This window comes from Nautilia profundicola AmH, from assembly GCF_000021725.1.
Classification (GTDB): Bacteria; Campylobacterota; Campylobacteria; order Campylobacterales; family Nautiliaceae; genus Nautilia; species Nautilia profundicola.
Genome location: NC_012115.1, coordinates 74,338 through 100,213 on the forward strand (window position 1 = coordinate 74,338; position 25,876 = coordinate 100,213).

Annotated in this window: 27 protein-coding genes; 17 read left to right on the forward strand and 10 right to left on the reverse strand. The window is 33.9% G+C overall.

The window, feature by feature from the left end:
- Window positions 1-6: 6 nt before the first annotated feature.
- The 4 genes from NAMH_RS00460 to NAMH_RS00475 all read right to left on the reverse strand — a co-directional run bounded on the left by NAMH_RS00460 (window position 7) and on the right by NAMH_RS00475 (window position 3,575).
- Window positions 7-1,203 (reverse strand): cytochrome d ubiquinol oxidase subunit II, encoded by a 1,197-nt coding sequence (locus NAMH_RS00460; RefSeq protein WP_015902408.1) that lies wholly within the window; start codon window positions 1,201-1,203, stop codon window positions 7-9.
- Window positions 1,203-2,777: a cytochrome ubiquinol oxidase subunit I gene (locus tag NAMH_RS00465; protein WP_015902576.1), complete on the reverse strand. Its 1,575-nt coding sequence runs from the start codon at window positions 2,775-2,777 to the stop codon at window positions 1,203-1,205. The genes NAMH_RS00460 and NAMH_RS00465 overlap by 1 nt, the downstream gene beginning before the upstream one ends.
- Window position 2,778: 1 nt before the next feature.
- The gene (locus NAMH_RS00470; RefSeq protein ID WP_015902763.1) at window positions 2,779-3,009 is read right to left on the reverse strand and encodes a DUF4492 domain-containing protein; all 231 of its coding nucleotides are present in this window, start codon (window positions 3,007-3,009) and stop codon (window positions 2,779-2,781) included.
- Between the two features lie 179 nt (window positions 3,010-3,188).
- The gene (locus tag NAMH_RS00475; protein ID WP_015901864.1) at window positions 3,189-3,575 is read right to left on the reverse strand and encodes a class II SORL domain-containing protein; all 387 of its coding nucleotides are present in this window, start codon (window positions 3,573-3,575) and stop codon (window positions 3,189-3,191) included.
- A 113-nt stretch (window positions 3,576-3,688) separates the two neighbouring features.
- Here NAMH_RS00475 and rnhA point away from each other — a divergent pair, with 113 nt between their 5' ends.
- The 4 genes from rnhA (at window position 3,689) to aroC (ending at window position 6,714) form a co-directional block, all read left to right on the forward strand.
- Window positions 3,689-4,111 carry a ribonuclease HI gene (gene rnhA, locus NAMH_RS00480; RefSeq protein WP_041361704.1) on the forward strand — a complete coding sequence of 141 codons (423 nt, stop codon included), beginning with the start codon at window positions 3,689-3,691 and terminating at the stop codon, window positions 4,109-4,111.
- Window positions 4,111-4,887: an HDOD domain-containing protein gene (locus NAMH_RS00485; protein WP_012663664.1), complete on the forward strand. Its 777-nt coding sequence runs from the start codon at window positions 4,111-4,113 to the stop codon at window positions 4,885-4,887. The genes rnhA and NAMH_RS00485 overlap by 1 nt, the downstream gene beginning before the upstream one ends.
- The gene (gene rnc / locus NAMH_RS00490) at window positions 4,877-5,557 is read left to right on the forward strand and encodes a ribonuclease III (RefSeq protein WP_015902066.1); all 681 of its coding nucleotides are present in this window, start codon (window positions 4,877-4,879) and stop codon (window positions 5,555-5,557) included. The genes NAMH_RS00485 and rnc overlap by 11 nt, the downstream gene beginning before the upstream one ends.
- Before the next feature lie 83 nt (window positions 5,558-5,640).
- Entirely contained in the window at window positions 5,641-6,714 is a 1,074-nt protein-coding gene (aroC, locus tag NAMH_RS00495; RefSeq protein WP_012663656.1) for a chorismate synthase, read from the forward strand.
- Here aroC and NAMH_RS00500 read toward each other — a convergent pair.
- A complete protein-coding gene (locus NAMH_RS00500) occupies window positions 6,708-7,016 on the reverse strand; it encodes a cupin domain-containing protein (RefSeq protein WP_012663808.1) in 309 nt (102 codons plus the stop codon). The two genes, aroC and NAMH_RS00500, sit on opposite strands and share 7 nt — an antisense overlap.
- Entirely contained in the window at window positions 7,013-7,627 is a 615-nt protein-coding gene (locus NAMH_RS00505; RefSeq protein WP_015902355.1) for an MqnA/MqnD/SBP family protein, read from the reverse strand. Before NAMH_RS00505 ends, NAMH_RS00500 begins: the two co-directional genes overlap by 4 nt.
- Before the next feature lie 68 nt (window positions 7,628-7,695).
- Between NAMH_RS00505 and NAMH_RS00510 the strand changes: the two genes are divergently transcribed.
- The 6 genes from NAMH_RS00510 (at window position 7,696) to nspC (ending at window position 12,008) form a co-directional block, all read left to right on the forward strand.
- Entirely contained in the window at window positions 7,696-7,917 is a 222-nt protein-coding gene (locus NAMH_RS00510; protein WP_015902825.1) for a MoaD/ThiS family protein, read from the forward strand.
- Window positions 7,918-7,947: 30 nt separating this feature from the next.
- Window positions 7,948-8,382 (forward strand): molybdopterin synthase catalytic subunit, encoded by a 435-nt coding sequence (locus tag NAMH_RS00515; protein WP_015901895.1) that lies wholly within the window; start codon window positions 7,948-7,950, stop codon window positions 8,380-8,382.
- A gap of 9 nt (window positions 8,383-8,391) precedes the next feature.
- A complete protein-coding gene (locus NAMH_RS00520; RefSeq protein WP_012663868.1) occupies window positions 8,392-9,579 on the forward strand; it encodes a molybdopterin molybdotransferase MoeA in 1,188 nt (395 codons plus the stop codon).
- A gap of 27 nt (window positions 9,580-9,606) precedes the next feature.
- Complete coding sequence (locus NAMH_RS00525) at window positions 9,607-10,128, forward strand: YfaZ family protein (protein ID WP_015902212.1); 522 nt, start codon at window positions 9,607-9,609, stop codon at window positions 10,126-10,128.
- A gap of 76 nt (window positions 10,129-10,204) precedes the next feature.
- Complete coding sequence (locus NAMH_RS00530) at window positions 10,205-10,654, forward strand: DUF1931 family protein (RefSeq protein ID WP_015901854.1); 450 nt, start codon at window positions 10,205-10,207, stop codon at window positions 10,652-10,654.
- 238 nt (window positions 10,655-10,892) lie between these two features.
- Window positions 10,893-12,008 carry a carboxynorspermidine decarboxylase gene (gene nspC, locus NAMH_RS00535; RefSeq protein WP_012663927.1) on the forward strand — a complete coding sequence of 372 codons (1,116 nt, stop codon included), beginning with the start codon at window positions 10,893-10,895 and terminating at the stop codon, window positions 12,006-12,008.
- Here nspC and NAMH_RS00540 read toward each other — a convergent pair.
- Window positions 11,989-13,968: an EAL domain-containing protein gene (locus NAMH_RS00540; protein WP_015902401.1), complete on the reverse strand. Its 1,980-nt coding sequence runs from the start codon at window positions 13,966-13,968 to the stop codon at window positions 11,989-11,991. The two genes, nspC and NAMH_RS00540, sit on opposite strands and share 20 nt — an antisense overlap.
- A gap of 59 nt (window positions 13,969-14,027) precedes the next feature.
- Entirely contained in the window at window positions 14,028-16,079 is a 2,052-nt protein-coding gene (locus NAMH_RS00545) for an EAL domain-containing protein (RefSeq protein WP_015902806.1), read from the reverse strand.
- Window positions 16,080-16,228: 149 nt separating this feature from the next.
- On the opposite strand from NAMH_RS00545, the gene topA reads away from it, so the two are divergent.
- Genes topA through NAMH_RS00565 form a run of 4 tightly spaced genes read left to right on the forward strand, consistent with a single transcriptional unit; the run spans window position 16,229 to window position 20,910 of the window.
- Entirely contained in the window at window positions 16,229-18,415 is a 2,187-nt protein-coding gene (topA, locus tag NAMH_RS00550; protein ID WP_015902075.1) for a type I DNA topoisomerase, read from the forward strand.
- Window positions 18,416-18,424: 9 nt separating this feature from the next.
- Complete coding sequence (locus NAMH_RS00555; RefSeq protein WP_015902628.1) at window positions 18,425-18,949, forward strand: YfcE family phosphodiesterase; 525 nt, start codon at window positions 18,425-18,427, stop codon at window positions 18,947-18,949.
- Between the two features lies 1 nt (window position 18,950).
- Window positions 18,951-19,781, forward strand: a complete 831-nt coding sequence (locus NAMH_RS00560) for a biotin synthase (RefSeq protein WP_015901898.1) — start codon at window positions 18,951-18,953, stop codon at window positions 19,779-19,781.
- Window positions 19,771-20,910 (forward strand): cation:proton antiporter, encoded by a 1,140-nt coding sequence (locus NAMH_RS00565; RefSeq protein ID WP_015902598.1) that lies wholly within the window; start codon window positions 19,771-19,773, stop codon window positions 20,908-20,910. The genes NAMH_RS00560 and NAMH_RS00565 overlap by 11 nt, the downstream gene beginning before the upstream one ends.
- Here NAMH_RS00565 and NAMH_RS00570 read toward each other — a convergent pair.
- Entirely contained in the window at window positions 20,901-21,353 is a 453-nt protein-coding gene (locus NAMH_RS00570; protein ID WP_012663753.1) for a hemerythrin domain-containing protein, read from the reverse strand. The two genes, NAMH_RS00565 and NAMH_RS00570, sit on opposite strands and share 10 nt — an antisense overlap.
- A gap of 118 nt (window positions 21,354-21,471) precedes the next feature.
- Between NAMH_RS00570 and gltX the strand changes: the two genes are divergently transcribed.
- Window positions 21,472-22,857 carry a glutamate--tRNA ligase gene (gene gltX / locus NAMH_RS00575; RefSeq protein ID WP_015902627.1) on the forward strand — a complete coding sequence of 462 codons (1,386 nt, stop codon included), beginning with the start codon at window positions 21,472-21,474 and terminating at the stop codon, window positions 22,855-22,857.
- Here gltX and NAMH_RS00580 read toward each other — a convergent pair.
- Complete coding sequence (locus NAMH_RS00580; RefSeq protein ID WP_012663440.1) at window positions 22,854-23,987, reverse strand: amino acid permease; 1,134 nt, start codon at window positions 23,985-23,987, stop codon at window positions 22,854-22,856. The two genes, gltX and NAMH_RS00580, sit on opposite strands and share 4 nt — an antisense overlap.
- Window positions 23,988-24,074: 87 nt before the next feature.
- On the opposite strand from NAMH_RS00580, the gene NAMH_RS08905 reads away from it, so the two are divergent.
- Both NAMH_RS08905 and NAMH_RS00590 read left to right on the forward strand, forming a co-directional pair.
- Window positions 24,075-24,893, forward strand: a complete 819-nt coding sequence (locus NAMH_RS08905; protein ID WP_012663584.1) for a helix-turn-helix domain-containing protein — start codon at window positions 24,075-24,077, stop codon at window positions 24,891-24,893.
- Window positions 24,894-24,920: 27 nt separating this feature from the next.
- A complete protein-coding gene (locus NAMH_RS00590; RefSeq protein WP_015902038.1) occupies window positions 24,921-25,820 on the forward strand; it encodes a DMT family transporter in 900 nt (299 codons plus the stop codon).
- Window positions 25,821-25,876 lie beyond the last annotated feature (56 nt).

Here is a 25,876-nt window from a genome sequence, read left to right on the forward strand (position 1 = left end):
CGCTCCTTAATATGCATGGTCATCTGTTAAGATTTCTTCTTTTGTAATAGGACCTTGTTTTTTCATTTGATACCAAACGTAAATAATATATCCTAAAACAAAAGGAACAGCAACACTAACCCATGCCATAACCATTAGTGTGTATTTAGAACCTGATGCATTTTGGATTGTTAAGCTACTTTGTAAATCAGCATAACTTGGATAAAACGCAGTTCCATTTAAACCAGCTAATGTAAATACGATAATTCCGATTAATACAGTACCAAGACCTGCAGCCCAGATACCTTTTCTTGAACTACCGAATCCGCTTTGGAATACACCAAGAACGAATAATACAACACCTACTAAGAATACGATTAACTGAATAGCACCGAATGCTAATAAGTTTTGTAAATATTTACCTGCCACTAATGAAACAGTACCTTTAGGATCGTGAATGTCGTACGCGTAACCTTTTAATGTAATTAGTCCGTAAAGAACGATTACTAAAGCTACAAGTAAAACTACGAAACATCTTTTAACTACAGCTCTAAGTCTTGCAACTACGTCTGCGAAATCTTTTTCATCAAGGTCGTTAATTAACCATAATGCCCCAAGAATTCTTGCTACTGCGAATACTAAAACACCCATTGCAAGGTTAAACCATGCTCCGTGTTTAAAATCGATTGCAGCTTCAAGACCTCTTAAGTTGAATCCGTCTTTAGCTGTACCCCACTCAAGGATTCTTGTAGCAGGATCATAAGTAAAGTTTGAACCTGTAAAGAATGTTCCAACTGCAGCACCGATTAATACAATACCAACAACACCGTTGAAATATAAGAAGAATTTGTATGCACCTTTACCGATAAGGTTACCTGTTCTGTTCATATATTCATATGATACTGCCTGAAGTACGAATGCGAAAAGAATTAGCATCCATACCCAGTAAGCTCCACCGAAAGATACTGAGTAAAATAGTGGGAATGCTGCGTATAACGCACCACCGAACATAACAAGAGTTGTAAATGTGAGTTCCCATTTTCTACCAAGAGAGTTAAGAATACCTCTCTCTTCAATTTCATCTTTTGCTACGTGAAATAATGTTTGTCCACCTTGAACAAATGTCATAAATAAGAATAGTCCTCCAAGAACCGCAACAATTATCCACCAATAAAACTGTAGATAAAAATGAGTTGCGTCCACTGTAATTGGTGCCCAAGTCATTAGTGCGCTCCTTTTGGTCCGTGTTTAACGACCGTAAATAGGATTTTAAGCTCTGCAATACCAAGGATTACGAAAGCTGTTAAGAATAGGAAGAATGTCGCTTGAACATTTTGTAATGCAATTGGTGTTACTGATTCGCTTGTTGGTAACACACCAAATACAGTCCATGGTTGTCTTCCGATTTCTGCAGTCATCCATCCGAAACTTGTACCGATCCATGGTAATGGAACAGATAGCACTGCAAGTTTTTGAACAAGTGTATTGTTTTCGAATGTACCTTTTAAGATAGATACATAAGCAAGTAAGAATAGTAAGATGAACCAGAATCCTAACGCAACCATAATATGGAATGAATAGAATACCGGCGCTACTGGCGGATATAATTTAGTAGGGTCTGTTAAATATCCGTAACCCATTAAGTCTGCTCTTGTTACTTTTACACCGTTAACATCAGCAACAACTTTATAGAATTCAGCTTTTGCCGCTTCCATTCCAGCTTTGTCGCCGTTAGCTTTAGCAGTGTGATATGCTTTAAGTGCTTCAATAGCTTTAGCACCTTCCGCATGAAGTTTTTCAAATGGCCAAATACCATATTTTTCATTTCCGTTTACTAAGTCTTTTAGACCAGGAACGAATGCATTAATGTCTCTTTTTCCAAGAAGTGATAACATACCAGGAAGTTCGATTTTGAATGCGAACGCTTCGTCATTGCTGTTTGTGTTTCTTGGATCAACAGTTTTAGGAATACCGATAGCTACTATTGGTGCACCTTTTTCACCAACAATTAAACCTTCTGCCGCTGCAATTTTAGTAGGCTGAGTATTTGCAACTTCATATGCGTGCTCGTCACCGATTACTGCAGTAAAGATTGAAGCCACTAAACCGAAAGCCGCTGCAACAGTAGCAGATTTTTTCGCGAAATCTTTATGTTTTCCTCTAAGTAAATAAAGAGATGAAATACCAAGTACGAATACTGCCGCAAGTGTGTATGCACTACTTACAACGTGTAAGAATTTAACCTGTGCAACAGGCTGAGTAATCATTGCAAAGAAGTCTGTCATTTCAAGTCTTGCATTGTCAATGTTGTATTTATAAAATTCGCTTGTAGGATGTTGCATAAATCCGTTTGCGATAAGAATCCATAATGCTGAAAGGTTTGAACCGATCGCAAGTAACCAAGATGATGTTAAGTGAACACCTTTACTTACCCTTTTCCATCCGAAGAATGCGATTGCCGCAAATGTTGCTTCAAGGAAGAATGCAACAATACCTTCAACTGCTAATGGTGCTCCGAATAAGTCACCAACAACCCATGAGTATGTAGACCAGTTAGTCCCGAACTCAAATTCGTGAATAATACCTGTAGATAAACCGATTGCGAAGTTAATACCGAAGATTAACTGCCAAAATTGTGTTATTTCTTTCCATTCAGCTTTTCCAGTTTTTACGTAAATTGTTTCGAAAAACGCTACAATAAACGACATACCGAGTGTAAACGGTACGAAGAAAAAGTGGAAAAGTGCCGTCATAGCAAACTGGGCTCTCGCCCATTCAAGCATGCTGTAATCTACCATGCTATTCCTCCTTTTTTTGTTTGTCGGATGTGATTTTTGTTAGTTGATTAATGTAAAGCGCTTTTTGTGCTTCTTCCCCTTTGACTTTAGAACTAACAGTCGGGAAGAAAAACACTTTAAGCACAACAAAAATCACAACCAACTTAATGATGATGATCAGCCAAAGTTTTTGACCGACGCTTGACATGTTTTTAAAACCGTCAATGTAAAAAAACAGAATGCGTTTAATCATAAGCCCTCCTTCGAGGCTACGGAAATTATATATCAAAAAAAATAGGGTGTCAATAAATTTTAATGTAGATTTAATAGAAAAATAGTCTTTTTATACATATGAACATTCATTTGCTTTAATCAATGTAAAATTTTTGTAAAAAAGCCCTAAAAAAGGGCAATTTAAGAGAAAGATATCTTTTATTCTGATACAGAAACTTCTTTAACTTCACTTTCCCATAAGCCATGTTTTGTACAGTAAGCCATTGCAGTAAGTTTAAGTTTGTTTGAAGTAGGAACGATGTAGAAATCAACTTCAACATGATCTTTTTGGTTACCAAGTGTACCAGGTGTAAATGTAGCCTGTCCAAGTAGAGTTTCTCCGTTCCATAATTGAACATATGCAATGTAGTGATCAAAATCATCAGGATGCGAATATTCGTTACCAACTTTTACTTTAACTTTGAATTTTTCACCTTTTTTTGCAGTGTCTTCACAATGCACGAACGGTGAATGTCTGTCGATGTAATCTTTTTTTGCTTCTCTGTCGATTTGAGAGATGTCTTGATATCTGTTAATTTTTGGCATTTTTGCCTCCTTTTGTTAAAATTTTTATGAATTATAACAGAAAAAAAGAAAAAAGACAAATTTTATCTTTTTACTTAAATACTCAATTGATAAAAAATATTAAAAAGGTAGTTATGAAAAAAATAGAGATATATACCGACGGCAGTTCCTTGGGAAATCCTGGACCGGGAGGATGGTGTTCCGTTTTAAGATATAAAGGTCATGAAAAAACTATAAGTGGGGGAGAAGAACTGACAACAAATAACAGAATGGAATTAAAAGCCGTAATCGAAGCGTTAAAATTATTAAAAGAGCCTTGTGAAATTGATTTGTATGCCGATTCGACTTATGTGTTAAAAGGTATAAGCGAATGGTTGGAAAATTGGAAAAAAAAGAATTTTAAAAATGTTAAAAATGTTGATTTATGGCAGGAGTTTATTGAAATAAGCAAACCTCATATTATTAATGTGAATTGGGTTAAAGGGCATTCGGGACATAGGGAAAATGAAATTTGTGATAAAATTGCAAAAGAAGAAGCAGCAAAAAGGAAAAAATAATGCTTATATCTCAAGAAGAGATTAAAAAATATTTGTCTCAAGTGCCTCCTGTACCGGAGAGCGCTATGAACACTTTGAAATATTTAAAAGAAGGCGATTTAAAAAAAGCGGCACTTGAAGCAGAAAATGATCTGGTTTTAAAAAAACAGATCGAACATGTAGTTAATTCCGCTTATTTTTCTCTACCTAATAAAGTGGAAGACACGGTTCAGCTTTTTACCATGATAGGTCTTGAAATGGCTAAAAGCCTTGTTTATAGTTATATTGTATCTCTTCTTGAGCCTAAGGAATGGAGAATATTTCAAATTAACTTTAAGGATTTTCAAGCACAGTTTTTGTCAGATTATGAAGAATATATGATATTGGAGTTCGGAAAAGAAACATATAAAAAGTATCCGGAAATAGGAGCAATTATTCCGGTGGCGGTTTGTGTTTGTGATATGCTTTTAGGCGATAAAAAAGATAAAGTTGAGTTAATCACTGAGTCTGCACCGTTAGAACTCGGTACATTGCTTAAAAGAATGACAGGAATGTCGTTATTTGAAATAGCTGCAAAAATTGCTGAAATTTGGGAACTTGAAAAAGAAAAATGTGATATTATAAGAAACAGTGAATGTGAAAAATGCGAAAATCCTATAAGTGCACTTACTCATTTTCTGTTTTTTTATCTTGCAAGCAAACCGGCTTTTATGGATTTGAACTCATTAATTGAATTTAATCCTAAATGCATGGATTTAATACCTAAAACAACACAAAGGATAATGAATGCAGATTAGTGAACTTGAAAAGAGCTTGGGGTATCAGTTTAAAAACAAAAAATTGATAACCGAGGCTCTGACGCACAGAAGTTATAAGAAAGAAGTAAATAATGAAAGATTGGAATTCTTAGGTGATGCGGTAATGGATTTGATAGTAGGTGAATATCTTTTTCATCTATTTCCTAAAGCTGAGGAGGGAATTCTTTCAAAACTGAGAGCGGCGCTTGTAAATGAAGACTCTTTTACAAGGCTTGCTAAAAGATTAAATCTTGGTAAATATTTATATCTTTCGCCTGCGGAAGAAAATAATAACGGACGTGAAAAGCCGTCAATACTTTCAAGCGCATTTGAAGCGGTTATAGGGGCTATATATTTGGAAGCCGGGTTTGAAAAGGCAAAAGATGTGGCTCTTAGACTTTTAAAAGAAGAGTTTCCTATTATTACACCTGAGGAGTTGCTTAAAGATTATAAAACCACACTTCAGGAAATTACACAGGCTCATTTCGGAGTGGTACCTGAATACAGATTGATAAGTGCCAGCGGGCCTGATCATAAAAAAGAGTTTGAAATCGGTGTATTTATACAAGATAAAGAATACGCAAGGGCAAAAGGCAAAAGCAAAAAAACGGCGCAACAAGAAGGAGCGAGGCTTACTATTGACATGCTTAAAAAAGAGCTTAATTTATAAGTTGTGAAGTAGATAAGTTGTGAAGTTGTGAAGTGGTGAAAGATGGCAAAGATGGGGACAGATACGGCTAAAAAAGGAAAATAATGTTTAACAGTTTCGGAGAACTATTCAGATTTACGACATTCGGGGAGTCGCACGGAAAAGCCATAGGTGTTATCGTTGACGGTGTACCTGCCGGGCTTGATTTTGACGAAGAGTTTTTGCAAAACGAGCTTGATAGAAGAAAACCGGGCAAAAACAGATTCGCAACACAAAGAAAAGAAAGCGACAGGGCAGAAGTGCTAAGCGGTGTGTTTGAAGGTAAAACGACAGGTACTCCTATTGCAATAGTGATTTTCAATAAAGACCAAAAAAGCAAGGATTATTCAAACATAAAAGACTTGTTCCGTCCTGGGCATGCCGATTTTACGTATTGGAATAAATACGGAATCAGGGATTACAGGGGAGGAGGCAGAAGCTCTGCGCGTGAAACCGCCGCAAGGGTTGCAGCAGGTGCGGTTGCTAAAATGCTTTTAAAAGAGCTGAATATTGATATTAAAGCCGGAGTTATTGAAATTGGCGGGGTAAGAGCCAAAAAAGAAGATTATGAATACGCAAAAACATCACCTCTTTTTGCACTTGATGAAAAAGCTGAAGAAAAATGGATAGAACTTATAGATGAAAAAAGAAACGAGCATAATTCTTTGGGTGGAGTTGTGAAATTAAAAATTGACAATCTTCCCGTAGGCCTTGGAGAACCTATTTATTATAAACTTGACAATGTGCTGGCAAGCGCAATGGTGAGTATCAACGCCGTAAAAGGAATCTATATAGGAAACAGCGAAGCACATAAACTTACAGGCCTTGAAAATAACGATGAAATTACAAAAGAAGGTTTTTTGAGTAATAATGCCGGAGGTGTTTTAGGAGGTATAAGCAACGGGGAAAGTGTAGAAGCCGAAATATATTTCAAACCAACACCTTCGATTTTCAAAACCCAAAAAACAGTTGATATATACGGAAATGAAGTTGAAGTAGACCTTAAAGGAAGGCATGATCCGATAGTGGCAATCAGAGGAAGTGTTGTTGTGGAGGCAATGGCGGCATGCGTAATAGCCGATATGTTAATGCTTAATATGACAAGAAGAATAGATTATATTAAAAAAATATATCAGTAAATATATACGGCCAGCCATACGGCCGTTTTTTTTGTTTTTATTAATGTGTGAGTCGTGTTTGCAGGAATAAAAAGCCAATCTCCGGCTTTTAGTTTTTTAATTTCTCCGTTTATCTCTATTTTCGCACATCCTTTTAAAAGCACTACAAACTCGTCTTCTTCCTGAACAAAAGTCTGAGGTGTCTTTAACGTATTTGAAATGATTTTTTTAACCGTTACGTTTTTATGTTTGATGAGTGTTTCAAATATTTCGCTGTCTATCTGAGGGAGTTGTTCTATTTCAAATAGATTTGAGTTTTTCATTTTATACTCTTTGAAAGTTGCCAAAAAGTTTTTAACGCTTTTTTTTCTCTCCAGCCTATTTTATAATATATAATGTTGTCTAAATAATCTTTTGCTTCTTTTGTTGAAATACCGGCTTTCTGAGCGTATTTTTTTATAACTGAATACGGTATTTTTTGTTTTTTAATTAAAAATTCGTTTATAAGTTTTTTGTATTTTTTTTGATTTTTATTTGTACAAAAAAGTGCAAATACGAATGGAAGCTTATATTTTTGATGCCATACTTTTGCTAAATCTATGCAGTTGTTTTCTTTAAATGCTTTATCTCCTATTACAACCCTGCCTTTAATTTTAAGCACTTTTGCCAGAACATTTGATGTGGCAGATTCAAAATCATCTCCCTCTCCTGGACAAACCAAAACGGTTTTTACTTTTTTATTTGCCGCTATACCGGCATTTAAGCATTTTTTGTTTTTGGCTTTGACGGACGATATAAAAGCAGCATCGATGATGCCTTTTTCAAACCATTCATTAATTTCTGCAGGATATGATTTTTTGACCTTTATCCCTTTTTTCTTCAAAAATTGATAAAATGGCAAAAGGTTTAAATAATCAATATGACCTATAAGCATATTAGCCTTTTTTAGATAATATTTTATCATATAATCAGGCGGTTGATATGTCAAAAAAAGGAGTGTTAATGGTTAAAGTAGAGTTTTTAGGGCCAATTGCAAAAGAAAATATTGAAATTAATGTAAAAAATTTAAAGGAACTTAAAGAAGTGTTAAGCAAAGATGATGAAATAAAAAAATGGTTGGAAAATTCGGCAGTAGCTGTTAATGATAAATTAACAACAACATTGGATGTAGAACTAAAAGATGGAGACAGGGTTGCGATACTTCCGCCTGTATGCGGAGGGTGATAGATTTAAAAATTAAAAACGGAGGAGAATATGTTAGAAGTATTTAAAGGCGGAGTACCGGTTATACCAACTCTTGAGAGGTGGTATGAGGAATTTAAACTTGAAGGATACGGAGCGATGATTCCGTTCATCGGTATTGTTAGACCGGATAACGGAATTGAAGGACTAAGTTTTGATTTGTATCTTCCAATGCTTAATGAATGGTTTAAGAAATGGCAAAATTTAGATGATTGTAAAATAACGATGGCGCATAGTTTCGGCGATGTAATGGTGGGAGAAACAAGCTTTTTATGTGCGATTTTTACAAAGCACAGAACGGAAGGTTTTAAATATTTGGAAGAGTTCGTGGAAGATTTTAAAGCAAATGCACCAATTTGGAAATACGATCTAATAAACGGAGAAAGAGTATTTGCCAAAGACAGAGCAAAAGAATTACCCGGAGCAGGGATTTTAAGTGAGGAATAAGGAGAAGTTATGGCACATATAAGTTTTGATGAATCTATAAAAATTTTAAATGAAAATCTTCCGAGCGTAAAAGCAAGTGAGAGAGTTTTTTTAGAAAATGCTCTAAACAGGGTGCTTGCAGAGGATATAAAAGCAAAATATGATAATCCGTATATGCCTACTGCTTCTATGGATGGATATGCCATAAAATACGAAGATATTGATAAAGAAATCAAAATAATAGGAAAAAATCCTGCCGGGAGTTTTAAATATAAAAAAATAGAAAAAGGTGAAACAGTTAAAACATTTACAGGTAGTTTTATGCCGGAAAACAGTGATACATTGGTCCCTATTGAAAATGTCGAAGTAATTGGAGACAAATTAATAATAAAAGAAAAAGTTGAAAAAGGGTTTTCAGTAAGACCTGTAGGAGAAGATTTTAAAGAAGGTGAAACGTTAATTAAAAAAGGAACGTTAATTAAGGCGGGGGAAATAGGTGTATTGGCATCTCTTGGAATACCTGTTGTAAGTGTAGTTAAAAAGCCTGTAGTTTCAGTGCTTGCCACGGGTGAAGAAGTGGTGGATTTGGATGAAGAATATAAAATGGGACAGATAAGAAGTTCTAATAATTACACACTTACAGCTCTTGGGAGAAGTTTGGGTTATGAGACTCATAATCTTGGAATAGCAGGAGACAATAAAGAGTCGATAAAAAACAAGATAATTTCAGCCCTCCAAAATAGTGATATAGTTGTTACGACCGGAGGAGTAAGCGTAGGGGATTTTGATTTCGTAAAAGAAATTACAGGAGAGTTTGATGTTTTATTTCACGGGGTTAATATAAAGCCCGGTCAGTGGATTATGATAGCACGTGCAGGTGAAAAGTATATCGTTTCCCTTCCCGGATTCCCTTACAGCAGTTTTGTGACGTTTTTACTTTATGTGGTACCTATTGCGGATGCATTTGAAAATAAAAAATCATTAAAAGTAATTGAGGCTAAATTAAGAGACGATTTTATTAAAAAATTCAAAAAAACACAGTTTGTGGCAGTTAATGTTTCTTTTGAGAACGGAGAATATGTTGTTGATACAAAAGGTAAAAAACAAGGCAGCAGCGGAATTTTGACAAACCTTATAGGTAATGAGGCTTTAATGGTGTTAAATGAAGGGCTGTACTCTTTAAGTGCCGGTGAAAAAGTAAAAGTAATATTATATTAGATATAATTTTATAAAAAAGGATGCGGAATGAAAAAGTTACTATTAAGCGTATTTGCTGCAGGTAGTTTGTTTGCGGGCAATTTTGCTAATTTACAGATTACAAATGATACTATAATGGTGGAAGGACAAGCAAAAGTATCTTACGAACAGCCTTTTTATGTAAGAGGCGGGTATTTAATTAATTCTGATAAATCGAATTTCTTTTATGCAGGAGTCAAAAGTGAAGGCCAGGCTATAGGTATTGATTTGCCGATTAAGTTTTCTTTGTTTGTTGATTTTGTGCATACGACTAAAAATTCAGCGCTTCCGGTAGGTATAGGCGCTTCAAGTTATATCGGGCAGTTTTCAATTCCTGTTTTTGTAAGAGGAGAGTTTGAATATGCTCCTAAAATTTTAAGTTTTGACGAAGCTGATAAGTTTATGAAATTTAAAGTTGAAGCAGGAACTCAGTTTATTGAAAACGGAGAAGTGTTTGTCGGATATAGAGATATTAGTTTTGATAACAATTATGACAGTAGTTTATATGTAGGGGTAGGTTTTACATTTTAATTTAGTGAAATTGACTCAATATACTTGACTTTTTGTTGATTAAGTTATATAATTTTAAAAAACTTAAGGAGAGGAAATGGCAAGAGTAGTAGGATTTAAAAAAATTGAAGCAGTTTTCAAAAAAGCGGCAAGTTTAGAGCTTGATAAATCTAAAGCTGACAGAATAATCGATATAGTTGAAAAAAAATTCCATGATTTATTATTGGTTGCTGTTGAAAAAACAGGATACAACGGAAGAGATGTGATTCAACCGGCGGACATGCCTTTAACAAGAGGTTTTGAAGAAAGTATCAGAGAATTTAAAAAACTTGAAGAAGAAGTGGATCTTAAAGACGTTCTATTATATTTAGAACAAATTCCACCGTTAAAATACCCTATTTCAAAAGAACTTGAAGAAGTTTTACCTGAATATATCGGTGCGTTAATGTTAATAGTTGCGAGAGTTCTTAAACAAATCGGAGCACATAAAAAACCAAGTGTTGAAGATATCGAAAAAGCAGAAAGAATTTTAGACCTGACTTTATAATCAGGTTTTTTCCTTTCACTTTTCAAATCACTTCTTATTGGTGTCTGTCACTTCTTGAACTAAACTATCTTTAATAATTTATTTATCTGGTTTTGTTATTCAACGTGTAAAAAATAAAAATAAGAAAATAGTGTTGAAAATATATTCAATATCCGCGCATAATTTGGATAGTAACAGAAACGAATATTTTGTATAAAAAATCACTTAACTTAGTATAATTTCATTAAAAAGGTTGGGAATGAATATTAATACTCCTGCTTATGTTATAGAAGAAAAACTCCTTGAAAAAAATCTGAAAGTCTTAGACAGAGTTCAAAAAGAAGCGGATGCTAAAATTCTTGTAGCTCTTAAAGGATATGCAACATGGTCAACGTTTGATCTGCTTGAGAAATATTTAAGCGGGGCAACTGCCAGCGGTCTTTGGGAAGCAAAATTAGCAAATATGAAACCGTGGGAAGTTCATACTTACTGCCCTGCTTTTAAAGATAGCGAAATAGATGAAGTTGCAGATATATCGCATACAGTGGTGTTTAATAGCTTCAATCAGCTTGAAAGATTCGAAAATAGGGTAAAAGACAAATCACTTATCGGGCTTAGGGTGAATCCCGGAGTGTCAAGTTCTCCTGTACCTTTATATGATCCATGTGCACCATTTAGCCGTCTTGGGATCCCAAAGGTTAATTTCAAGGCAGATAAACTTAAAAACGTAAGCGGTCTGCATTTTCACGCTCTGTGTGAACAGCTTGATGATGCGCTTGAGAGAACGCTTGAAGGATTTGAAAAACTTTACGGTGAATATCTTAAAGATATGGAGTGGGTGAATTTCGGTGGAGGCCATCATATTACAAGAGAAGGGTATGATGTCGAACATTTAATTGAAATGATTAAAGCGTTTAGAAGCAGATATCCGAATATAAAAGATGTGTATCTTGAACCAGGTGAAGCAGTAGGACTAAATGCAGGATATTTGGTCGCCGAAGTGCTTGATATAATTGACAACGGTATGAAAATAGCTATACTTGATACATCTGCCGAAGCTCATATGCCCGATGTCCTTGCAATGCCATATAGACCCGTGGTAAGAGGAGCAGGAGAACCAAATGAGAAAAAATACACCTACAGACTTGGGGGTGTTACCTGTCTTGCCGGAGACGTTATAGGAGATTACAGTTTTGATAAGCCTCTTGAAATAGGAGACAAGGTTATATTTGAGGATATGGCTATTTATACGATGGTTAAAAATACAGCATTTAACGGAATCAAACTTCCGGATATAATCATAAAAAGAAAAGACGGATCAATTTATAAGGCAAGAGAGTTTCATTATGAGGATTTTAAAAATCGCTTAAGTTAAAGTTCTCACTGAACTCTTTTACTTTTTCAAACGGTAAAGCAGGTGAAAAATAGTATCCCTGAATATAATCTACATCCATAAATCTTAAACTGTTAAGTTGGGCTTTTGTTTCAACACCTTCAGCAACAACTTTAATATTTAAGTCTTTACATAGATTAACAGTATTTTGACAAACTAAAAATCCCTTTTTGGTTTCTATTTCATCTATAAGTGTTTTGTCAAGTTTGAGTTCATCAAATTTATTTTTGATTAATGTCTCTAACGATGAATACCCTACACCAAAATCATCAATAGAAATCAAATATTTGTGTTGTATTAATTTGTTAATGTTTTCTTTTGCGTTACTATCAACAAAACTTCTTTCTATAACTTCAAAAACAACGTTTTCGTCTTTAAACATTTCAATTATTTTGTCCATTGCATCACTACTTTTTAATGTATCAGGATGAAGATTTATACTTATTTGTGGGAAAAAGTTTTGGAGTTGCCATGTTTGCAAATCTTCTTTTACTTGTTGGCATACCCATATATCTATAATAGGTGCAAGTCCGGATTTTTCAATAATATCTAAGAAAAAAGGACCTTTTATTTGCCCATTATCGTTATATCTTATTAGGGCCTCAAATTTTTGAGCTTTATTGTATTTCAGGTCTATTTTTGGCTGATAATATATAAGCAGATTGTTCTGATTTAAATCGTTAATTAATTCATTCAATTTTGTATTTGCTTCTATTAATTCCTGATTGGCTAAAAAAGCTTTAATATCTTTTTTTGCTCTTATTTCGTCTTTTATTTCCAGATTGTTTTGAAGAATATATTTTTTGTTTTCAAGGGACTGTATTTCAAAATATTTTTTAATAAAATGAGAATAAATTATCGTGTCAATTACTATAAGAGATAATTGAAAAGCCGGAACGATAAAAGAATTGGTTTTTAAAAAGCCGTCAATAAATACCGGAGTTGACCAAATTACATGATAAGTTGAAAAACTTAAAGGAACGATATTGATAAAAATATAAGCAAGAATAAGATTCAACAAAGGTAAAAACACAAAAGGCAAAAATAAAAATCTGTTAAATACTACAATTAAGAAAATAATAATATCGTTAATATTGAAAATAACAAACGGAGCAGCAATTTTTGATAATGTTTTTACGGTGTTGTCTTTTGCATGTATTAAAAGGGCTATCAACAAGCTTAACCCTACACCGGCACCACCTATATTTATAAAAATTCTATGAAATTCTCCGTATGTTAAATTAGGAAACATCTGTCTGAATAATATCTCTTTTCCGAAAAGAGCGTTTACCATATGTTCACCATGTATTCCAATAAACCAAAACAGTTGAACCAAAAAATCCCTTATTGCCAAAATAATAATATTAGGAAGATTTATAACCAGCGGATTGTATTTATCTATAATTATGTCCATAATAGCGTCAACGGAAATATAAAGCACCATTGTGGCGATATAAGCTGCAAAAAATACAAAAATATAATTGAAAAATCTGTATATATGATAATTACCGTCCGTTAAATTAATATGCAATGAAAATTTCGGATATAAAATTTTTAGGAAATAGGTACTTACTATCGGTGCAAAAATTGTAGCCGTGGTAAATCCATAAGGCAGTATTAATGGAAATTTCGGATTTTCATATACCGTAATAGATAAAAATGTAACGATTGATAAAATAATAGCGATAATTTCTGAAACTTTTATTCTTTTTGCAACAAAAAAAGCAATGGAAACAGTTGCTATTAAAGAAGTGAAAGATGTTACAGTTTTTGTAAATTTGTCCAAAAGGTCTTTAGGTATAAAACTTATATTAAAATAATTTATAAAGATATAAAACAGCATTAAAAATGCTGTAAAAATAATAAAAGGAATAACAGCGACAAATGCTTCTTGTAAAGTAATTATAAACGCTACAATTCTTTTATTTAAAAGAAATTTCAATCTCCTGGCCTTTAAAATTTTTGGAATTATATCAAATGTTGCAATCGCAACTTTTATTTTTATATGTGTTTATTAAACTCTGTATAAAAAGTGTGTACACGGTTAAATGGAAGTGCAGGTGAAAAATAATACCCCTGAACATAATCTATGTTTATTAATTTTACCTTTTCATACTGTTCTTTTGTTTCAACTCCTTCCGCGACAACTTTATAATATAAATCATGGCATAGATTAACCGTATGTTTGCAAACTGCAAATCCTTTTTCCGTATTAATAATATCGATTAAAGATTTGTCGATTTTCAGTTCGTCAATTTTTAGTTTTGTTATTATTTCCAAACTTGAATAACCTATTCCATAATCGTCAATTGCTATTTTAAATCCGTTGTTTTGAAGCCTGTAGACGTTGTTTTCAGCAATTTTTCCATATAAAAAGCTTCTTTCAATAATTTCAAACATTATATTTTTTTCATATAATATGTCTATTATTTTATTAATTGCGTCTTTACTTTTTAACGTATCAGGGTGAAGATTTATGCTTATTTGGGGATTGAAACCTTCTTTTTCCCATAGGTTTAAATGTTTTTTAACTTCTTTACATGCCCATATGTCTATAATAGGGGCTAAGCCGGCTTCTTCAATTATGGGAAGAAATTCCGGTCCGGTGATTTTTCCATTTATGCTGTGTCTTATTAACGCTTCGAATTTATTGCAAGAATTGTTTGTAATATCTATTTGAGGCTGATAATAGATTTTTAGTGTGTCTTTATTTAGAGAATTGATCACTTCATCTAATTTCGCCTGTGCGGCAATTAATTCTTTGTGGGCTTTGAATGCGTAAATCCCTTCTTTTGACTTTATTTCTACAGGAATTTCCAAGTTTTTTTCTAATATGTCAATATGAGAAGAATATGAGTTTGAAGTGACGAATTTTTTGGTGAAATACATGTATACCAACGTATCAATAATAACCAAAAACACCTGTAGTAATATAACTAAAATATTGCCATTCGTTTTCAGATATGAGTCGATAAAAACGGGTGTAGTCCATGATACGTAATAGTGAGTGAAATCAATATGTACGATGTGTAAAAATATATATGCGATAATAATGTTTAGTAACGGTAAAAAGATAAAAGGAATAAGAAAAAATCTGTTCAAGACAATAATAGAATATATTAAAAGCGTATTAATGTTAAAAAACACAAAAGGAGTTGATATTTTAGTAATATACCTAAGGGCTCTGTCTTTGATAAAAATCCAAAATGATATTAACATACCAAGTCCTATACCCGCACCTCCGATCAAAACGAACATTCTATTGAATTCACCGTATGTAAGATTTGGACATACTTCTTTAAAAAGAATGGCTTTTCCGAAAAGTCCATTTACCGTATGGCTTCCATGAATACCTATAAACCATAAAACCTGCACCATAAAATCCCGTATTATTAAAATAAGCACATCCGGAATATTCATTTCCAACGGATTAAATTCATGGAAAAATATATTCATGAAAAAATTTACAAAGACATAAAGGATTATAGCAACGAAATATGCTACGAAAAAAACGAATAAATAATTAAAGAGTTTATATATATGATAATTTCCATCCATTGCACTAATGTTAAGAGTAAGCTTTGGATAAAAATATTTAAGTAAATATGTGGATAAAATAGGGGAAATTAAAGTCGCAGGTGTGAAACCGTAAGGCAAAATTAAAGGAATAGAAATATCATCAATTAGTTTAATGATTGAGGTATAATCGTTTACTTTAAAAATATAAACTGAAGAGTTTTCTATAAGCGTTAATGTTACAAATACGCAAACTGACAAAATAATTGAAATAATCTGAGAAGTTTTAATTCTTAAAGCAAAAAAATATGAAATAGAGATTACCGCAACTATAGAAGTAAACGATTGGAGAGTTTTAGATAAATATAAAAGGGCTTTTGGAGAAATAAAAAAAATATCGCTATTGAAGTATATTGCAAATGAAAGCAAAAGAGTTACAAATGCTGTTAATAAGAAAAATGGTACAACTGCCGTGAAAGCTTCTTGTAATGTAACTATAAAAAGTAAAATCTTTTTATTTTTTATAAGTTCGTTCAATTAAAAAACCTTTTGTTTTGAAGGAATGTGTTATTAATTATAGCAAAATTCCTAACATTATTATTAGAAAAAAATTATTAATAGAATTTTTGTAAAATATTGACAACATTTATCTTTGGTATAATACCGCCAAAAAAAAGGCATATATTTTGGCTAAAAATTTAATTATAGTGGAATCTCCGGCGAAAGCGAGAACAATAAAAAACTTTTTGGGAAAAGAGTATGAAGTTGTTGCCAGCAAAGGTCATATAAGAGATTTGCCTAAGACTTCTTTTGGAATAAAAATTGAAGAAGACAAATTTATTCCTCAATATAGAGTAACGGCTGATCATCAACCTATTGCAAAAGAATTAAAAGAAAAAGCAAAAAAAGCGGAAACGATATATATTGCAACGGATGAAGACCGTGAAGGGGAAGCTATAGGTTATCATATAGCGCATGTAATTGGTAAGAAACCGGAAGAATTACCAAGAATTGTATTTCATGAAATCACAAAAACTGCCATAAAAAAAGCTCTTGAAAATCCGAGAACCATTGATTTAAACAGGGTAAACGCACAGCAGGCAAGAAGATTGCTTGACAGAATAGTGGGATATAAGCTCTCACCATTGCTTAATAAAAAAATTCAAAAAGGACTTAGTGCCGGTCGGGTTCAAAGTGCTGCTCTTAAACTTGTTGTGGATCGTGAGAGAGAAATTAAAGCGTTTAAACCTCAAGAATATTGGAGTATTGAAGGTATTTTTAAAAAAATTGAGGGTTCTTTAATTAAATATAACGGTAAAAAGCTTGATAAATTCGATATTAAATCAAAAGACGAAGCTCAAAAAATCGTAGAAGAGTTAAAACCTCTTGAATATACTGTAAGAGAAATAGAGACTAAAACGACTACCGTAAAATCACCTGCTCCGTTTATGACGTCAACACTTCAACAGGTGGCGAGCAGCGAGCTCGGATTTAGTCCGAGAAAAACAATGCAGATTGCACAGAAGCTTTATGAAGGTGTGAAAACGCCTGTGGGTGAAACCGGAATTATCACTTATATGAGAACTGACAGTTTAAATATCGCAAAAGAAGCTCAACAGGCCGCTCTTGAATTTATAAAACAAAACATTGGTGAAGAATATGCTCAGGCTAAAACGTATGCTACGAAAAATCAAAATGCACAAGAAGCGCATGAAGCGATAAGACCGGTTGATGTAAGACTTACACCTGATGATTTAAAAAACTATCTAAAACCGGATGAACTTAAACTATACGCACTTATTTTTAACAGATTTCTTGCATCACAAATGAAAGATGCAAAATTTGAAACACAAAACATATATATAGCAAACGACAAAGGTGAATTTAAAATAAGCGGTAGAAAACTTATATTTGACGGATTTTATAAAGTGTACGGTAAACCGAGTGCAAACACACTTCTGCCTGAATTTGAAAAAGGTGAAAAATTAAAGCCAGAAGATGTCAAAGCAACTCAGCACTTTACAAAACCTCCTGAAAGATATACAGAAGCAAGTCTTATTAAAAAACTTGAATCTCTCGGAATTGGTAGGCCTTCTACATATGCACCGACTATTACGCTGCTGCAGAACAGAAACTATGTGGAGGTAAAGGATAAAAAACTACATCCGACAGAAATAGCATTTAGTGTAATAGAAACACTTGAGAAGCATTTTCCAGATATTGTGGATGCGAACTTTACCGCAAACATGGAAGAGATGCTTGATGAGGTGGCAGAAGCGAAAAAAGACTGGCAGGAAGTTTTAAAAGATTTTTATAATCCGTTTATGGAACTTGTAAATAAAGGATACAAAGAAATTCCTTCACAAAAAATAGCTAAACCTATTGACGAAACATGTCCTCTTTGCGGATCCCCTCTTGTAATTAGAAAAGGTAGATTCGGAGAGTTTATAGCTTGTAGTTCTTATCCGAAATGTAAATATACCCGTCCTCTGGAAGAGAGTAAAGAAGAGAAAAAAACAGATGTAAAATGTGATAAATGCGGGGCTGATATGGTTGTTAAAAAAGGGAAAAGCGGTGAGTTTTTAGCTTGCAGCAATTATCCGAAGTGTAAAAACACCAAGCCCCTAAACGCACCTGAAGTTCTTGATGATGTTAAATGTCCTGAATGTGGGGGAGATATTGTAAAAAGAAAATCAAGAAGAGGTGAATTTTACGGATGTGCTAATTATCCTAAGTGTAATTTTATTTCTAAATACAGACCTGTAAATAAAAAGTGTCCGGAATGTGGGTATTTAATGGCTGAGCGTACATATAGAAAAAAAGATGTTTATGAATGCATAAAATGTAAACACAGAGAAGAAGCTAAAAAGTAAAGGTAGAATGTGAAAATAGGAATTATGTCCGATACACACAGAAAAACCGGACGTGCAAAAAAGGTTATTGATCTTTTACTTAAAGAGGGCGTGGAGTTTATTTTACATGCCGGTGATATAGTGGAAGAAGAGGTACTTGAATATCTTGAAAAAGTTCACGTTAGATATGTAGCGGTTCTTGGGAATAACGATTTTCATTTATATAAAGTTGTTGATAAGTATAATCTTACAACAGAACCTCATTATTTTAAACTTGCGGGTAAAACGTGGAAACTTATGCATTATCCCAAATATATGTTTCCTTTGGATACGGATATAATAGTTTACGGCCATACGCATGACGTTGACATAACGTTTAACGGTAAAAATCTGATCTTAAATCCCGGAGAAGTATGTGCCAGGGATCATGGGTTTTCAACATGTATGACCCTTGATATTACAGATGAAAAATATATCGTAACGCTTTTTTACAGAAAAGTGAAAACAAAAGAGTGGAAAACGAAGGTTAAAGAATTTACCCTTCCAAAGGCTTAACATGAAAAAAATATATCTCTGCGCCATTAGTAATATAAGAAGTGGAGCCTGCAATGAAGACTGTAAATTCTGCACCCAGAGTGTTAAATGGGGTGCAGATATAAACAGATACAAACAAAAAGATCTAAAAACGATCGTAAATGAAGCAAAACTCGCCAAAAAAAACGGTGCAACGGGATTTTGTCTTGTAACAAGTGGAAAGGGTCTTGATGACAAGACACTCGAGTACGTTTGTTCGGCTGCAAAATCCGTTATTAAAGAAGTGGATATTTCAATAATAGCATGTAACGGTACGGCGGGAAAAGATTCCTTAAAAGAGCTTAAAAAAGCAGGGGTAAAAATATATAACCACAATCTTGAAACAAGCCGTGAATATTATCCTAAAATCTGCTCGACCCATACATGGGATGAGAGGTTTGAAACGTGTGAAAACATCAAATCCGTAGGGCTTCAGCTATGTTGTGGTGGAATTTTCGGAATGGGAGAGAGTAATGAAGATATTGAAAGTTTTATCAGATCTTTAAAAGAGTTGAAGCCAAACGGTATTCCACTTAATTTTTTTATTGAAAATGAAAAACTTCCTTTAAAGGCTACTCACAATAAGGACTTTGCTTTAAAAACCGTTAAAAGATTTGCAAATGAGTTTAAAGAAGCTATAATAATGTTAGCGGGAGGAAGGGAAATAGTGTTTGGCAATGAATGGACAGAGGCTTTAAAGGTCGGTGCGAATTCTATTGTGATAGGGGATTATTTAACTACCAAAGGAGAAAGACCCGATAGGGATCTTGAAATTTTATTAAACGAAGGGTTTGAAATAGCAAATGAGTGCTGAATTACTGATAATATCTCTTTCAATAATACTTCTTATATCACCGTTTTTGAGTAATACACTTAAATTACCTATTTCTATGGTTGAAATAACGCTTGGGGCAATATTCAGTGCGGTAGGGCTTATACACCATAATGAAATGTTTAACCTTCTTGCGGAAGTCGGGTTTTTATATTTAATGCTTTTAGCTGGAATGGAAGTTAATTTAAAAGATTTATTTAAAATGGAAAAATCTATTTTTAAAAAGGGGCTTTTGTTTTTAATCATTTTAAATATTCTTAGTTTGGTGTTTGTACTGATGTTCGGTTTTTCAAAAGTGTTTTTAGTTATTATGCCGCTGATTTCAATAGGACTTATGATATCAATTCAACAAGAAATTGGGAAAAAAGAATGGCTTGACTTGGCAATTAAAATAGGTGTTTTGGGAGAACTTATTTCTATTTTGATATTAACGGTCGTGAGCGGATATTTTGAGTTCGGATTTGGGAAAAAACTTCTTTTTAATATAGGAATCCTATTTTTATTTTTAGCGTTTTTGGCAATAGTATTTTTCCTTATGAGAGCGCTTTTCTGGTGGTTCCCGAAACTTAAACATTATCTTATGCCGGGAGTTGACAAGTACCATCAGGATGTAAGGATTGCCATAAGTTTTTTCTTTATTATGATCGCGTTTTTAATGAAAATACATCTTGACGTGGTACTTGGTGCGTTTGTCGTAGGGGTATTTATAGCCACGTTTTTTGAGCATAATAAAGACTTGGAGCATAAACTTGCGCCTTTTGGATTCGGATTTTTGATTACAATATTTTTTGTTCATGTTGGAAGTTCTTTAAATTTATCATTAATATCGTTAAAAATGATAAAAGACTCTTTAATTATTGTTGCGGCTATGATTGCAATAAGAGTGTTTGCTTCGACAGTGTTTTATTTTACTTTAGGACTAAAAAAAATGATACTTTTTGCCCTTTCACTTTCTATGCCTTTAACGTTATTAATCGCAACGGCTACACTTGCACATCAAAACGGGACAATAAGCGATTATTGGTATAATGTTCTGGTTTTTACGGCAGTACTTGAAGTTATTGTCGTGATGATAAGTGTAAAAATTATTGAAAAAAAGGTTCAGGAATAAAGAGTATAAAGTTCTTTTTCTTCGAATTCCACCCTGGATTTTAATGCTTTTCCCAATTTTTGCAATTCATTTTTAAATTTTTCCGTTTGTATTTCTTTGATTGAATCAAATCTGTTTATAAAATCGGCAATAGCTTTTGTGATTGATTTCATTTCTTCTTGTTTTTGATTTATAAATTCAAGTATTTTATCGTCGTTTTTATATTTTCTTTTCATATATGTATAAAAATAATTATCTTCATATATTATATGCAACCTGTATTCATAATGAAATTTCTTTAATATTTCCGGAATTTTTTCATAATTTCTTTTTTGAATATTTTTTTCAATTTTATTAAACAGTGAAAAAAGTTTTTGATGATCGTGCTTAAGCTCACTTATCAGTTTATCTTCAAAAGAGTAGAATTTTTTCAATTTTTTTAAGATGTTTTTTACAAATCCCATTTTCAATCCTTTCCGGACTTTTCAAATTTTAACTAATATTAAGTTTAAATTAATTGACTATGATCAATAAAATACAAAAAAATAATGATTTGATATAATTTCATCAAAAAGGATATTGATGGTAATTACCAGATTTGCACCGTCTCCTACGGGTTATTTACATATCGGTGGGCTTAGAACCGCGCTTTTTAACTGGCTTTGGGCTAAGAAAAATAATGGAAAATTTAGACTCAGAATCGAAGATACGGATCTTAGTAGAAATAAACAAGAAGCAGTTGACGCAATACTTGAAGCATTTAACTGGACTGGACTTCACTGGGATGATGAAGTGGTGTTCCAGAGTGAAAGATTTGATAAATATAAAGAGTATGTAAAAGAACTTTTGGATAAAGGTATGGCTTATAAATGCTATCTTACAAAAGAAGAGCTTGAAACAATTAGAGAAGCCAGAATGAAAGGTGAAGAGCCTCCGATTGATATTAGAAAATACAGAGACTTTAAAGGTGAACTTGACAAACCTTACGTAATCAGATTCAAAGCTCCGCTAAGTGGAAAAGTAGGCTTTGAAGACGGAGTAAAAGGAAAAGCGGAGATCGACGCAAGTCAGGTTGATGATTTCGTAATTGCAAGAAGCGACGGAACACCTACATATAACTTCGTTGTGGTTATAGACGACCATGAAATGGGAATGACGGATATCATAAGAGGAGATGATCACTTTACAAATACATTTAAACAGGTACTTGTATATAAAGCATTCGGATGGGATGTGCCGAAATTTTACCACGTGCCTATGATTCACAATGAAAAAGGCTCTAAAATGTCCAAAAGGGACGGTGCCGTTGACGTTATGGAATACAAAAGAGAAGGGTACCTTCCGGAAGCTCTTTTAAACTTCCTTGTAAGGCTTGGATGGAGCCACGGGGATCAGGAAATATTTTCGATTGATGAAATGATTAAACTTTTCGATCCGAAAGATATCAACAAAGCTCCGAGCAGATACAACAAAGAAAAACTCGACTGGCTAAACCAGCACTATATTAAAAATTCTCCAAATGAGAGAATCGTAAAACTTCTAAAAGAAGATTTCGGTGTTGATATCGAAGGGCATGACAAAAAAGAGATTTTAATAGACGAGCTTAAAGATAGGGTAAAAACGCTTAAAGAAATGGCTGAGGAGATTAAAAAGATGTTATCAACACCTGCCGAGTATAATGAAAAAGCGGTTAAGAAATTCCTAAAAGATGAAGTTATCAGTAATTTAAGGGAATTTTTGGTGTTCTTAAACGATAAAGAACCGAAAACTCCGGTTGACTGGCATGATGTAATGAATGAATTTTTAGAACTTAAAGGCATTAAACCAAAATTTTTAATGCCACCGCTCAGAATCGCAATGGTCGGTGATACTAAGGGAATAGATTTAGCCGCAATGCTGAGCATTCTTGGCAAAGACGAAGTTAAAAAAAGAATCTCCAAACTGCTCGCAAACTTCGAGGTTTTTTAAACCTCTTTTTTTAGCATATAAAAAACTCCAAGCATAATTAATGCATACACCATATCAAATCCCAAAATCGCAATAATCACACCCATTGTAACAACCGCCAAAAGGGCTGTTTTGGTTTTGAGTATTTTAAGAGCTGAGAGGGACACTAAAAAATAGATCAAAACAAACACGCCGTTTGAATATGTTATTAAAAGATCTACTTTAAAATTGAACATAAATTTTAATACACTAACCGCCAAAATAATCCCCATAATAACAAAAAGAGCCTTTTTAAACCCGATATTCAGAGTCGTAAAAAGACGCGTAAGGGATGCAACGTATAAATTCAGAGCCATTATACATATGATAAACGCCACCACCGCCATAATTTTATCGGCGTAAGGCATTATGTGTGACGCTACGCTTACAAGAGAATGGAGGTTTTTGCTTTCATTCCCGTATGCGTTAAATACAAGAAGCGAAAACGTAACCGCCATATACATAAACGCAACGATTATTATCCCGATTACAACCGCTTTGAAAAAGTCGTTTTCGTTTTTAAACTCATGTGAAATATGACTCATCGCTTCAATCCCCACAAAGCACCAGAATATTATCCCGAGGGTTTTTATTATATGAAATTCATGTGCGCTTATATGGAAGTTCTGAAAAAGTGAAACGGTAAAAAAAGTCGAAATTATCGTAATTATGGTAACAGCCACGGCAATGTTTATGTTTGATGAAACTGTGAGGCTCATCAGGTTTAAAATCAGAATAATTCCGCTTGCCAAAAATATAAATTCAATCAGGTATTCACTTCCAAACGCACTCGCAAGGTATGAAGCGGCCGTAATTATTACAACCGGAGGACCTATGGGGATGATTGAAAGGTATAGAAGTTTTGTGGCAAATCCCATTTTTTCACCGAAAGCCTCTTTTACAAACGTCGCACTCCCTCCGGCACTCGGGTACATAATACCGAGTTTTCCGAATACAAACGCAACAGGCAGTATCATTAGGGCTATTACAAACCATAAAACAAGTGCGGCCCATCCGCTGTATGTCGCACTAAGAGCCGGTACGATAAACACGCCGCTTCCAAGAAGCGTAATTACGATAGTGGCAATTCCCTGAGTTAAAGAAAGTTTCACAAAAAACCTTTTTTTAAAATTATATCAGTTTTTAATAAAGAAACAAATCTTGTGATATAATTTCTTAAAAGAAACAAAAGGTTTGAAATGACGCTTGGAGAGAAAATAAAATTTTTTAGAGAAAACAAAGGGCTTAATTTAAGCGAGCTTGCAAGCCGTGCCGGGGTTGCAAAGTCCACACTTTTTAAAATAGAAGAAAATAAAACCAACCCGACAATAAATACCATCTGGGCAATTGCAGAGGTTTTGGGGGTTCCTTTTGGAGAGCTTGTGGGAGAAGGTGAAATTAAGGGTGAAGGTGTAAGTGTAGTTTTGATAGAAAAGACTGATGAATTTGAAAGCTATAAAATGAATCTCAAAACCAGTGCCGAATATATAGCAAAGCCGCATTTTGCGGGGGCGGTTGAGAGGATATATGTTTTAAAAGGAGATGTGAAAGTAGGAAGTGTTGATGATATTCACACCCTGCATTCAGGAGAAACAGTGGAATTTGAAGCCGATAAAACGCATATTTATTCGGCCCTTACTCCTTCAACCCTTATCGTTACGATTTATTATCCAAAAGAGAAATATTTTAAAGAAGATGTGTTTGTGGATGTTTTTGATGAGGAAGTATATGAGAGGCTGAATAATTTAATAAAAAAAGGTGTCGGAATTATCAGGGTTATTGCAAAGCATGACAAGTTTGACGCCGAAAACGTGGTAAAAAACGAACACGGCATTTTTATATACGGCGATATAAATGTTAAATTTGACGAAGCTGTGAGTATAAGGGAGTTTGAGAGAAGGGAAATTTTAAAAAACTTCAGTGAAGAGAATGTTTATGCGGCGTATCTGGCTCTTATAGGGGAAGTGGAAAGGGCGAAGGAGTTTAGTGAAAAGTTAAAAGTGAAAAATGAAAAGTGAAGGTATTAAGAAAATGGAGAATTGAGAATGGAGAATGGAAAATTTAGAAAAAACTCTGAAAAATTGATAAATATTTCAGGGATAAAGAATGAAAAAAAAGGCCTTATTGAAATGATAGGGGCGACGTTTATATGGGGATCTACGCCTCTTATGTCGATATATTCATCTCTTCCCAGCGGGGTGTTTGTGTTTTTCAGGGTCTTGTTTGCGTTTCCTTTTATACTCTATTTTGCCGTCAGGCGCACCGGAATAAGGGAATTTTTGAAGCTGCGTCCGTTTTGGCCCCTGCTTATCAGCGGAATTGCGCTTGGGGTTAACTGGGTGTTTTTTTTCTGGGCGTTTGATTATGCGGACGTGGCGACTGTGGTTACTATTTATTATGCGGGGCCTGTTATATCTTTGATTTTGGCGGCTGTTTTTTTAAAAGAGGAGATTAACGTTTTTATAGTAATTGCGGCTGTTTTGGCTTTTGTAGGGGTGATTGTGAGTAACGGGGGAGTCAGTTTAAGCAAGGGTGCTTTTATAGCGCTTTTGGCGGCGGTAAGTTACGGAGCTCTCGGGTTTTTTTCCAAAATAGCCACAATGCACCACAGAGCAGCCGCCGTGACGGCATGGCAGATAATAATTTCTGTTTTTATAACGGCTCCTTTTTTGTTTTTGAGTGACTGGCGTTTGAGTGTTCAGGCGATAGTAATAGCGTTTATTACGGGTACGGTGCATACGGCGCTTGCGCTTTTTTTATGGTATGACGCTCTTAATTACATAAAAGTCTCAATCGCATCCGTTTTACAGTATCTTGATATAGTGTTTGCAATGGTTTTGGCGTTTTTGTTTTTGGGGCAGGTTCCGAATCTCAATCAGCTGATCGGGGCTGTATTAATTTCGTTTGCCGGGGTGCTCAGTACGTTTAAAATAAAAAAGAGTTAAACTTTTAAGCTAATTTTAAAATAAATTCCTTATAATTAATAGTAAATTAATCTAAG